The organism is Alteromonas sp. AMM-1 (genome assembly GCF_047290655.1).
GTDB classification, from domain to species: Bacteria; Pseudomonadota; Gammaproteobacteria; order Enterobacterales; family Alteromonadaceae; genus Alteromonas; species Alteromonas mangrovi.
Genome location: NZ_JBLBUE010000104.1, coordinates 1 through 12224 on the forward strand (window position 1 = coordinate 1; position 12224 = coordinate 12224).

10 protein-coding genes are annotated in these 12224 nt (G+C 48.4%); 2 read left to right on the top strand and 8 right to left on the bottom strand.

The window, feature by feature from the left end; translation table 11 throughout:
• Positions 1–68 precede the first annotated feature (68 nt).
• The 8 genes from fliH to ACLR2L_RS14435 all read right to left on the bottom strand — a co-directional run bounded on the left by fliH (position 69) and on the right by ACLR2L_RS14435 (position 9431).
• Positions 69–851: a flagellar assembly protein FliH gene (gene fliH / locus ACLR2L_RS14400; RefSeq protein WP_413368977.1), complete on the bottom strand. Its 783-nt coding sequence runs from the start codon at positions 849–851 to the stop codon at positions 69–71.
• A 14-nt stretch (positions 852–865) separates the two neighbouring features.
• Positions 866–1912, bottom strand: coding sequence for a flagellar motor switch protein FliG (gene fliG, locus ACLR2L_RS14405; RefSeq protein WP_413368979.1), 1047 nt, complete (start codon positions 1910–1912; stop codon positions 866–868).
• An 11-nt stretch (positions 1913–1923) separates the two neighbouring features.
• Entirely contained in the window at positions 1924–3618 is a 1695-nt protein-coding gene (gene fliF / locus ACLR2L_RS14410; protein ID WP_140956093.1) for a flagellar basal-body MS-ring/collar protein FliF, read from the bottom strand.
• A gap of 15 nt (positions 3619–3633) precedes the next feature.
• On the bottom strand, positions 3634–3960 hold the full coding sequence (fliE, locus tag ACLR2L_RS14415) for a flagellar hook-basal body complex protein FliE (RefSeq protein WP_140956094.1): 327 nt from the start codon (positions 3958–3960) through the stop codon (positions 3634–3636).
• Between the two features lie 216 nt (positions 3961–4176).
• A complete protein-coding gene (locus ACLR2L_RS14420) occupies positions 4177–5523 on the bottom strand; it encodes a sigma-54-dependent transcriptional regulator (RefSeq protein WP_413368982.1) in 1347 nt (448 codons plus the stop codon).
• 3 nt (positions 5524–5526) lie between these two features.
• Positions 5527–6681 (bottom strand): sensor histidine kinase, encoded by a 1155-nt coding sequence (locus ACLR2L_RS14425; protein ID WP_413368984.1) that lies wholly within the window; start codon positions 6679–6681, stop codon positions 5527–5529.
• A 247-nt stretch (positions 6682–6928) separates the two neighbouring features.
• Complete coding sequence (locus ACLR2L_RS14430; protein ID WP_413368986.1) at positions 6929–8353, bottom strand: sigma-54 interaction domain-containing protein; 1425 nt, start codon at positions 8351–8353, stop codon at positions 6929–6931.
• 277 nt (positions 8354–8630) lie between these two features.
• The gene (locus ACLR2L_RS14435; RefSeq protein ID WP_413368992.1) at positions 8631–9431 is read right to left on the bottom strand and encodes a flagellin; all 801 of its coding nucleotides are present in this window, start codon (positions 9429–9431) and stop codon (positions 8631–8633) included.
• A 283-nt stretch (positions 9432–9714) separates the two neighbouring features.
• Here ACLR2L_RS14435 and ACLR2L_RS14440 point away from each other — a divergent pair, with 283 nt between their 5' ends.
• Together ACLR2L_RS14440 and ACLR2L_RS14445 are read left to right on the top strand one after the other, a co-directional pair.
• Positions 9715–10770: a zinc-binding dehydrogenase gene (locus tag ACLR2L_RS14440; RefSeq protein ID WP_413368988.1), complete on the top strand. Its 1056-nt coding sequence runs from the start codon at positions 9715–9717 to the stop codon at positions 10768–10770.
• Positions 10763–12224 (top strand): PfkB family carbohydrate kinase (locus ACLR2L_RS14445; RefSeq protein ID WP_413368990.1); only part of this gene is annotated, 1462 nt, incomplete at its 3' end. The genes ACLR2L_RS14440 and ACLR2L_RS14445, both read left to right, overlap by 8 nt.

A 12224-nucleotide genomic window follows, 5' to 3' on the forward strand; every position in this document is an offset into this window, starting at 1 on the left:
GTTTTCCCGCCGCGACAATGGGGGGATTAGGTACCTGCTTTTGCAGTTGCTGCAGGTGTGAAAGCAGACTAGCGCTCATCAGATAAGCCTTGCTCTAACAAGAATTTATCCAGTACGTTTTTACAGCGGCGCTCAACCGACAGATCCACGGCATTGTTTTTGGTAACAATGTCACAGCCGCCGCGAGCAAGCGCCGGGGTTTCAATTAAGGTCCAGCCTTTGGTTTGCAGGGTATCTTCCCCGAAATGTGCAGTAACCAGTGCAATATCATCAGGGTGCATGTGAATTTTAAACTGCGTTTCTTCCACAGGCAGTGCCTTAAGCCCTTCGCTGAGGGCCTGTAAAATAACCTGTTCAGATAAAGTCACTTCGGTGCGAATAACTGAGCGCGCCAATGCTACCGCCAATTTAACGATTTCTTTGCGCACCTGTGCGTCTATCTGATGCAAAGGCTCATGTAGTTTATCGGCCAGTGATTGCCACAATTCAGATTGCTGATTGATCTGAGCCTGACCTTCCTCAAGCCCTCGATTCAGGCCTTCGTCATGACCTTGGGCCAGCCCTTCCGTTTTACCGGCTTCCAGACCTTCGGCTTTGCCTTCGTCATAGCCAGCTTGTTTACCTTCTGCAAAACCTTCATCGTAGGCGGCCTGGCGAATAGCTTCAATTTCTTCTGCGGTAGGGGGCAGAATTTCTATCGGTGCTTCGGGTGGTTCGTATTTCCAGTCACTACGGCGATTTAACGCATTGGTGCGCGTAAGATCCTGCTGCTCGGGATTATCAACATGGGGCAATTCCCAGTCACGGGCACCTTCGAGTTCTTCCAGCGTAAAACGTTTAATGGTTGTCATACATCATGCCGGTGTTAGAGGAACTCTTCACCACCGCCTCCGCCAAGCATAATTTCACCTGCGTCAGCCAGTCGGCGGGCCACAGACAGAATTTCTTTCTGGGCAGTTTCCACTTCACTGATCCGCACCGGCCCCAGCGCTTCCAAATCATCCACCAGCATTTCAGCCGCGCGTTTAGACATGTTTTTAGTAATTTTGTTTTTAAGCTCTTCGTCTGCACCTTTAATGGCTTTAAGCAGCGAGTCTTGTTGTACTTCGCGCAGAATGGCCTGAATACCCCTGTCGTCCACATCCACCAGGTTGTCGAAGACAAACATCAGATCCTGGATTTGTTGGCTCAGTTCTTCGTCTTGCTCGCGGATAGCGTCCATCAACTGTCCTTCGATATTGGTATCGAGGTAGTTCATGATATCGGCCGCCGACTTCAGGCCGCCCATTTTCGCTGCCTGCGTACCGGCCTGACCAGCGAATTGTTTCTCCATGATTTCGTTCAGTTCCTGCAAAGCTGCTGGTTGAACTTCTTCCAGGTTTGCCACACGCATTAACAAATCCAGACGCACTTTTTCCGGGAACTGCGACAAAATTTCGGCGGATTGCTCCGGTTCCAGATAAGACAATACGATAGTTTGGATCTGCGGGTGTTCGTTGCGAATGATGCTGGCAACCTGCTTGGAGTCCATCCATTTGAGCGAGTCCAGACCTTTGGCCCCGGAGCCCATCAGGATCTGATCGATCAGGTTGGCAGCTTTGTCCTCGCCCAATGCTGCGGTTAATGCGCGTTTTACGAAGTCCTGGCTTTGGAATCCGATGGTCGAGTAATTTTGGATCTCATCAATAAAGTTCTTATGTACGGCAGTAATTTTTGCTTGCGTCATATCCTCTATGCGGGCCATTTCGGCCCCTAGCTTTTGCACCTGTTTGGGTTCCAGGTGCTTGAGGATCTGTGCGGCATCTTCTTCAGACAAACTGAGCAGCAAAATGGCCGCTTTCTCGACGCCTTCTAATTTACTGACGTCGTAGGCAGGTTCTTTTTGTTGTTGTGTAGCGAGTTGTTCTGCCATGGTTTTACCCCTTACTCATCCTGCATTAACCAGCCTTTCACCACCTGCGCAGACAGCTCCGGCTCATTGGCCACCAGCGCGCGAACGGCTTTCAGGACATCTTCATCTTTATGTAAATCAGGTAACATCAGCGAGCCATCTGGCGCAAAGCCTACCTGACCTTCATCAAATTCCTGCGACAGCATATTAATAGTGTCGTCACCCAAATCCAGTCCTTCATCAGCGTCGAAGTCGTCGCCTGCTTTTGAATCGGCAGGGTTGATTAAGCGTGACAACATTGGACGGATCACAGCCAATATTAGCGTAAGTACCACTAAACCGCCCATTACCCACTTCACCAGTGGCATAAAAAACGGCTGCTCCCACAGCGGCAGTTCTTCTTCCATACCGGTATCGATGCGGCTGAAAGGCATGCTAACCACTTCTAAACTGTCACCACGGGTAACGTCAAAACCAATCCCGCCTTGTAATAAGCGACGAATACTTAACAGTTCTTCCGGGCTGCGGGCTTCGCTGGTTACCGTGCCATCTTCACCACTGGTTTGCAGATAATCCACCGCTACTGACACGCTTAATCTGCGAATTACACCGGTTTGCTGCTTAGTATGGCTGATAGTGGTATCCAGTTCATAGTTGCGGGTAGATTCTTTGGTGGTGCGACCCGGCACCGGCGCAACCTGGCCATTGCCACCGGCCTGCTCAGGTATGGTGGAATCAAGCGGCGGCTGATTACTTACTGCGCCGGGGATACCTGCCGCAATAGAGCCTACGGAGTTTTCTTCTACTACCATTTCACTGCGCACGGCAGGCAAATCCGGGTTGTAGCGGCGCTGAGTTTGCTCAACGGCGGTAAAATCCATGGTTACGTCAACCTGCGCAGTGTAGTTGCCAATCCCAATCACGGGGATCAGAATCGCGTCAATTTTTTCCTGATATTCGGTTTCGCGCTGACGCTCAATTTCATATTCTTTGCGCGCTCTGGCACTCAGCGAATCCTGAGAACCAGAATTCAGCAAGCGGCCGTTGCTATCGGTAACGGTTACACGCTCGGGTTCCATGCCTTGTACAGCAGACGCCACGATGTCTACCACCGCATCCACTTCTTCACCGCTGATCGCCGCACCGCGGTTGGCAGTAAGTACAACGGTAGCACTGGCCTTTTTCTCACGACGGGCAAACACATTTTCTTTGGGCAGCGCCAATAATACACGGGCCTTTTTAATACTGGCAATGTCTTCAATAGTGGCGGCAATTTGTTTTTCACGGGCGTGCTTTAAGCGCTCCATTTCAACCCGCTGACTCACGCCAAAGCCCATGTCCTGCATAATGATATCAGCGCCTTCCTGCTCAGCCTGCGCCAATCCCTCACGACTCATGCCCAGCTTGATTTTCTGATACTCATCTACGCGTACATGAACAATATTGCCTTCAAGCTTGTATTTAATTTGATTGGCATCCAGATAATCGAGCGTTTCGATCAGCTCTTCCGTATCCATTTTGGCTAATGGCCGTAAATCAGGTTCCTGTACAAATACAATGACAAAAATGGCAATCGCTACCGATATTACCAACACAACTACCAGCGTCATCTGACGCATCATGTCGGTATTATTAATGGTATCCATAAAGCCAGACTTTTGTTCAGTCTCGCCGCCAGCGCCCATTGAGTCGCTTACTGTCAGATTAGTACCCGTTGCTTCAGCCACAGTTAATTACTCCACTTACACCGGCATATTCATGATTTGCTTGTATGCTTCCAGCACTTTGTTTCTTACCTGAACGGTCGCTTCAAAGGCGATCCCGGACTTTTCCTTGGCCAGCATGACATCTGCCATACTTAACGAGCGGTCACCCATTTCAAAGCGTTGCTGCATATCTTTCGATTCAAGCTGCATACCATTCACTTTTTCAATGGCATTATTCAGTAACTGTGCAAAGTCACTTTTGGAAGTATTCAGATCCAACTGAGGCTGCGGATTTACGTCCAGACGGGTCTGCGCGATCATAGCCTGCATTTCCTGATACAAACTGTTGGCTTTAACGTCCATAACGGCTCCTGAATGTGTGTATGGCATTTCCCAATGTCGGGAACATGACATGTTCTTCAACTTATGCAGATATACAGCAAAGACCAGACCAACTTTGCAAAACAATATAAATCAGAGGGTTACGTTGAGATGCCAAAATTATGGCGGCATGTAATAGAGGGATGTTTGGGGAATGCAACAAAAAAGGCGCTTCAGCGCCTTTTTATTCAGTGAAAATCATGCTGGCACGTCTATGCCCTGATCACGCATTCTTGCCAGCTTATAACGAAGCGTACGCGGGCTGATCCCCAACTTCTCGGCAACATCTTTGCGCTTGCCTTTACAGGCATTCAGCGTATCTAAAATGATCTGATGTTCCTGATGACGAAGCTCTGAGCCCAGGCGACTGTTGTCTTCTTCATATTCATCGAATACAGGTGAACTTACTGGTTGTGCTGACAACGACTCAATCATCAGGTCGGTTGCATCAATAGTAGTCCCTTCACACAGGATTAATGCGCGTTGACACACGTTTTCCAGTTCGCGTACGTTACCTGGCCAGGCGTGTTGCAACAGTTTATTGCGGGCCGAAGCACTTAGCGTAAAATTACCCAGTCCTTGCTGGCTTGCATGCCGCGCAATCAGATGCTCAGCCAGCGGAATGATATCCCCACTGCGCTGACCCAAGGGCAACCAGGTGATCGGAAATACGTTTAAGCGGTAGTACAGGTCTTCTCTGAAGTCCCCTCTCGCCACAGCTTCTTTTAAGTCACGGTTGCTGGTAGCGATCACCCGCACATCCAATTCAATGGTTTTACGCGCCCCCAGACGTTCAACTTCTTTTTCCTGTAACACCCGTAACAACTTAGCCTGTAACGCTAAGTCCATTTCAGTAATTTCATCGAGTAACAACGTACCGCCCTGGGCTTGTTCAAACTTACCCGGACAGGCTTGAATTGCGCCGGTAAACGCGCCTTTCTCGTAGCCGAATAACGTTGCTTCCAGCATATTTTCCGGGATAGCCGCACAGTTGATAGCCACAAACGGATTAGCCGCGCGTTGCGAGTTATCATGGATGTATCGCGATAGCACTTCTTTACCTGAACCACTCGGTCCCAATACCATCACGGTGGCTTCCGAACGGGCAACTTTACGCGCCAGCGTTAGTAACGCTTCACTGCGCGGATCGCCTACCACCGGCTGACGAGATTCCACTTTTTGCGCTGGTGCATAACGGCTAACCAAATTCAGTAACACTTCAGGAGCAAACGGTTTCGACAGGTAGTCGGTTGCACCATCACGCATTGCCTGCACCGCATCGTCGATGGTGGCATAGGCTGTCATTAACAAAACAGGTAAATTGGCGTCTTTAGCCTTAATTGCTTTAAGCAGTGCCAGTCCGTTCATTTCGCCCATTTGGATATCGCTGATCACAATATCCACCGGCTGCCGCCCCAGCATCATAATGGCTTGCTCAGCGCTGTCTGCCGCGACAACCTGATAGTCTGCCAATAACAGCGTATCTACCAACGCCTCACGCAGGCCGGCATCATCTTCTACGATCAATACAGTTGTTTTTGGCATGAATTACCCCTTAATGACCGACGTTAATGGTTCAACGTCACTGGAAAACGCCCGCGGCAGCATTATTGAGAAACATGCACCGCCGTCTGGCAAATTGGTTACCTGAATTTTACCCTGATGCGCATTGGCTACTGATTTCACCACTGCCAAACCAAGGCCTGTACCATGAGTTTTGGTAGTGAAAAACGGCTCAAAAATCTTTTGTCTTACCGTGTCGCTCACACCCGGCCCCTGATCGGATACAGCAACGACCAACCAACGATTTTGCAACCGAAACTGTACCTGAATAGTGCTCTCTTTAGGGCTGATCTGGCTGGCGTTTTGAATGAGGTTTAATACTGCGCCTTGCAGTGCAGTAAGGTTGCCGGTAATGTGCGCGTCAATATTCTGACCTTTGAAAACCAGCTGTTGATTCATGCCCGCTGCCATGGTTTGCGCTGTGGCTTCGATAGCATCGAACAGGGTTTCAACTGAGATGTCGTTGACCACTTGTTGTTCGCCACTTTTGGCAAACAACAACATGTCATTTACCTGACTCTCTAACTCTTTTAAACGGTCTTGCAGTTTATTGGCAAACTGATGACTGGCATCAGCACCTAACCCCTTACGGGTTAAATTGGCTGCATATAGCATGGCAGCCGATAATGGCGTGCGAATTTGATGTGCCAGCGAAGCTACCATTTTTCCTAATGAAGACAATCGCTGTAAATGACTCAGGCGCGCCTGCAACTGACGGGTTTCGGTAAGATCAGTGAGCACGATAAGCTGGCCGGGTTCGTTCACCAAAGGTGTGATAGATAGCTTAACTCTGCGCCCGTCGAACAACGACACTTCATGGCCATCATCCGCTCTTGGTTTAAATGAACGGGCAATAATGGTTCGCCACAATTCACCTTCCAGGGGTTCGCCTAAAAACACTTTTGCCTGCTCGTTGGCCTGACGCACGATCCCCTGACCATCGATTACTACTACGCCAGCGGGCATAACCTGTAACAAATGGCTCAGCCGCGACGCCTGTTGTTGGAGTGAGGCCAGTTCCTGTTGCTGAGCTTGTGCTTTGTCACGGGCAACACTTAAATCTGTGAGCGTAGCGCCGGCGCCGGACTGGGCGTCGGTGATATCCTCAATGAGGTTGGCAGAACGACTTTTTAATGCCATGGGATCCTCGTCAATTTGCAGACACTATTTAACATATCCAAGGGGATAGCATTTGCCGTGCCAAAAATTAACGATCATTTTTCAATGAGTTATGAATTGCCGCAGTGGCAATATTATGTCAATTTACTGACGAAATAGAGATAATACCAATTTGCATACAGAGGAAGTGAATTACTTAAAATCGCGATGTGAATTGCGAAAGTGATGTAGCAAAGCGCTTAATTCAGCGCCTAAAAGTACAACTGACTTATCGCTGAATATCGTATTTACGCATTTTTTCGACCAGTGTAGTGCGGCGCATACCGAGTTTATCAGCTGCACGTGCCACAACCCAATCCTGTTGTTCGAGCGCTTGTTGAATGAGATTAATTTCAAGCTCTGACAGATATTCTTTGAGGTTAACACCTTCGTCAGGCAGAAAGCCATTCATGACAGGCTCCGCTTCAGCTTCATCCTGCGCGGCACTTTCGGCGAACAAAGCATTAAATGCCTCACGCTCCAGTACTTCTTCCGGGTAGTCGGGCTCAAAAGGCTCTACGTCGCCATATTGGTATTTTGGGGGTAATTCCTGAACGTCAACAATTTGTCCTGGATAGAGGATCATCAAACGCTCAACAAGATTAGACAGTTCCCTTACGTTACCTGACCAGTTATGCTCCATTAGGGAGCTGATTGCACGCTCGGTAAATTTAACCGGCTCGACACCTTCTCCGTGGATCCGGGTAATGAGCTCCTGCAATAACAACGGAATATCTTCACGACGCTCGCGTAATGCGGGGCTATCAATAGGGAATACATTCAGTCGGTAATACAAGTCTTCGCGGAATTTGTCTTCCGCTATCATTTTTTCCAGGTCCCGGTGCGTTGCAGCAATAATGCGCACGTTACATGCCATCGGCTTATGACCACCGACCCTTTCAAAAATGCGCTCCTGCAATACACGCAGCAACTTTACCTGCATCTGCAGTGGCATATCGCCAATTTCATCGAGGAACAACGTACCGCCTTCAGCTAATTCAAAGCGACCTTTTCGCGAACTAATCGCACCAGTAAATGCGCCTTTTTCGTGACCGAAAAGCTCACTCTCCAGCAGTTCACCGGGAATGGCTCCGCAGTTCACAGGAATAAACGGGCCATCTTTGCGCTCGGATAAAAAATGCACGTTGCGGGCAACCACTTCCTTGCCTGTACCGGATTCACCCAAAATCAGTACCGTTGCATCGGTGGGTGCAACCTGCTCCACTAACCGGCGCACTAGTTGAATTTGCTCGCTCTTGCCAACCAGACTACGGAACAACCGCGTCTTCATGGGCACAGCACTGTTGCGCACAGGATGACTGCGAATGTATTCCTGACAACGGTGAATGGCCTGGGTGAGCACAGGGTAAGTAATCGGCAGGTTGACATGCCCTACCAGATTGCCAACTGTAGGAACTGGCTGTTCACCCGTGTGAACAGCCACAAAAGGATGCATAGGAAACGACTTCACCAGGGCAATCGCTTGTTCGCCGGAAGACACATCCAGCAACACCGCGGTAGGTGATAACTCGGTTAATTGTGCAGACGCTTCAGAAACAGCGAAGGAGCGGCAGGACTCGCCCAAAAATGTCAGAATTGTTTGTAAATTCTGAACCAGAGCTTGGTTGTCACTGACAAGCAGAATATCCTTCATTCGTTCCCCGAAACGCGTTTGTTATTATTCACTAGTTTATACCAATCCTCGCGCATTTGTGCAGTGGGGCAGCAAAGTTCTTTTGGAGAATTGCCATATCCCATCTTGGCGGCAGCTTGGCAGCAGCCTGGCAACATTTGTACATGTTGAAATTTGCCGGAGGATTGTATATTGCGCAGAGCAATTGTAGCGGTAACGCAGTGAATCGCAACGAAAAAGGCGGATCTCAGATACAAAAAAGGCTGGATAACCAGCCTTTGTCTAAAAATGCGGCAATTTAGCCGTTTAGTAAACTCAATACTGAGCCCTGTTGCTGATTTGCCTGAACTTGCACAGACAATGCAGCCTGCCCCAACACATCATTGGCAGCTTGCTGTGACGCCGCCTGCGCGTAATCGGTATCCTGAATACGACTTCTTGCTGCAGCAGTGTTTACGTCTGATTGCGACAGGTTGCGCGCCGTGCTGGCGAGTTGATTCTGTACTGCGCCTAACTCACCGCGGGCACTTCCAACCACATCTACAGCGGCATCGGCCGCTGCCAGGATATCTTCACTGGACTGACTGTTTACATCAATATTCAGCACACCGCTCAACTGACTGGCGATGTCTTTAGTGCCCACACTGATCTGCTGACCCGCTTGCGCACCCACCTGAAAATTAATGTCGCTGTCTGACGATAACAATGGCTTACCCGCAAAATTGGTTTGCTCGATCGTTTGCGAGATATTTTCCTGCAGTTGCGTAATTTCTGATTGGATGGCCTGTTTATCGGCTGCACTTAAAATACCGCTTCCCGCCTGTACTGACAGCTCGCGGATGCGGTTTACGTCGTTATTAATACCTTCCAGTCCGCCTTCAGCGACCTGCGCAAGAGAAATACCGTCATACACGTTATTGATCGCCTGACGGTTGCCTTCTACCTGAGAAGTCAGGCGGTCGATGATTTGCTGCGCCGCAGCGCCATCAGCCGCACTATTGATTTTTTTACCCGATGCCAGCTTTTCAAACAGGGAATCCTGTTTCTTTTGAACCTGCTGAAGCAACGAACCACCAGAATCTGAATTGAAGTTAATCATCATCCTCTCCTCTACCACAAATAAATATAGCAAAACATCGACGAAAAAGTAAGCAACCAAGCAGTATTCAGTTATCGCAGCTAATAACAATGTATAATTATTCAATTTATAAAGCGTCAATAATCTACCGCTTGGCATTGGAATGATTTTTGAATAACGATTTGAATAGCGAAAAGACAGCTAACCTGGATATCCAAAGGTAGGATAGATGGATAATAAAACGGCTGAATTAAGGCAAACCAAAACAAGGCCGATAACAAGTAAATCGTTGCGAATAAGTATTATGAGAACAATCACAGCCGCCGTGCTCAGAGAATGTGGCAAGCCACTGGATATAGTTAACAATATTACTATCCCTGAATTGGGTAATGGTCAGGTATTGGTTAAAATTCACTATACCGGCGTGTGTCATTCTCAGTTAATGGAAGTATCTGGTGCGCGAGGTGTAGATCGCTATTTACCTCATATGCTCGGACATGAAGCAACAGCAACTGTGATTGATATAGGCCCAAATGTATCCACGGTTTCGCCTGGCAATAAAGTTGTACTGGGCTGGTTAAAGGGTTCAGGTGTCGACGCGGGGGGAACGGTATACGAATCCCCCATAGGTAAAATTAATGCAGGCCCTGTAACCACATTCAGCAATTACAGCGTGGTATCAGAAAATCGCTGCTATCCTTTACCCCCGCAAATAGGATTAAAGGAAGGCGTGCTGTTCGGATGTGCACTGCCTACCGGTATGGGAATGGTGCAAAACCAACTGTCACTGAATCCAGAAAACAGCGTTGGAATAATGGGATTAGGTGGAATTGGTATGGCTGCGCTGATCGCTGCGGTAAATTGTGGCGCCAGACTCATTGTGGCCATCGATACCAATGATGACAAGCTGGCACTTGCCAGACGTATTGGAGCGCACGTTACCCTGAATCCAACAAGAGACGCGCTGACCGAATCAATCCAACAAGCTAATAACGGCGAACTACTCGATTACATCGTTGAAGCAGCCGGCAGTTGCCGAACCATTGAATCTGCATTCGCACTGATCCATCGCCAACACGGCAAATGCGTGTTTGCCTCGCATCCCAAGCATGGCGACAAAATACAATTGGATCCGTTTGAGCTTATTTGCGGAAAAACCATTGAAGGTTCCTGGGGAGGCGGTGCCAACCCGATGACGCTATTGAATCAGGCTGCAAACGACGAAAAGTCACTTGCACCTCTACAACACTTTTTGTCCGACACATATACACTCACACAGATAAATCAGGCCCTGGAAGATTTAACCAATCAAAAGGTAGTCAGAGCCATCATCGAAATGGATGGTAACGCACATGAATGATAAACACGCCACACTCCAGCAGATTCTTGCCGCCAAACAAGCAGGTAAATCTGTGTGCTTTGTTTCAGGTAACTTCAATATAATTCATCCAGGGCATTTGCGCTTTTTGCTGTTCGCCGCAGAGCAAGCCGATTTGCTGGTAGTTGGTTTATACGACAGACATGAGTCTCTGAGCGCCTGCTTTGACAACGAAGAAAGGCTGATGGCACTAAAAGCACTAAATTGCGTTGATGAAGTAATTGTAGTGAACGGGGATCGTCTGAATGTAATTGCCCAGATTCAACCTGACGTGATTGTAAAGGGCAAAGAATTTTCCAAAGCCGATAACCCGGAAAAAGCCATTGTAGATACCTATGGTGGGCGTTTAATTTTCAGTTCAGGCGAAAAATTATTTTCAAGTCGTGAGTTACTCCAACAACAATTGCGTCAAAACACACAGTTATCTCAGCAACTCCAGCGCTATCATGAACGCTATGACGTCGCGCAGGATACGCTGTCGCATTTCCTTGAAAAATTCAGTAACCTGAATGTTGCCGTACTGGGTGATATCATTGTTGATGAATATCAGGAATGTCTTGCTATTGGCATGTCACAGGAAGATCCAACGATTGCCGTTAGTCCGTTGGAATCTTTCCGTTATTTAGGTGGAGCCGGCATTGTAGCTGGCCACGCAGCAAGTCTTGGCGCTAAAGTAACGTTTTTTAGTGTATGCGGGCGCGATGAGCACGGCGAGTTTGCCCAGCAAAAACTCAATGAATATGGCATCGAAGCCATCCTTAAATACGACACATCTCGACCAACCACTCACAAATTGCGATACCGGGCAAAAGACAAAACCCTGTTGAGGGTAAATAGCTATCGCAGGCACGATATTGATACGCCGCTAATCAACCAGTTTGTGCAGGCATTTGAAGCAAATGCAGATCATTTCGACATTGTTCTGTTCGCGGATTTCAATTTCGGGCTATTGTGCTCTGCACTGGTAAACCGGATCAGTGACATTTGCCGCTCAAAGAACATCCCCATGGTGGCTGATAGTCAAACCTCTTCACAGGTGGGTGATTTAGGCAAATTTAGCGATTTACTACTTACCACGCCAACCGAAGTGGAAGCCCGTCAAACCATGCAGGACGACAGCAACGGGTTAATTGAGGTATCCAAAGATCTGGTGGAAAAACTCAACGCACAAAACCTGATGGTGACACTGGGTGGTGAAGGCGTGCTTATTCGCCACATGAATAAGGACGGTCTACTGGAAACCGACAACCTGCCAGCGTTTGCTGACTCTGCCATCGATACAGCAGGCGCTGGTGATGCAATGTTCGTTACCACTGCACTTATGTTAGCCAGTGGGGCCAGTATCTGGCAAGCGGCCTTTGTAGGTAGCGTAAGCTCCTCCATTCAGGTGAGCGTGAGAGGTAACGTACCTATCGCAAAACAAGCAATCTATCGCA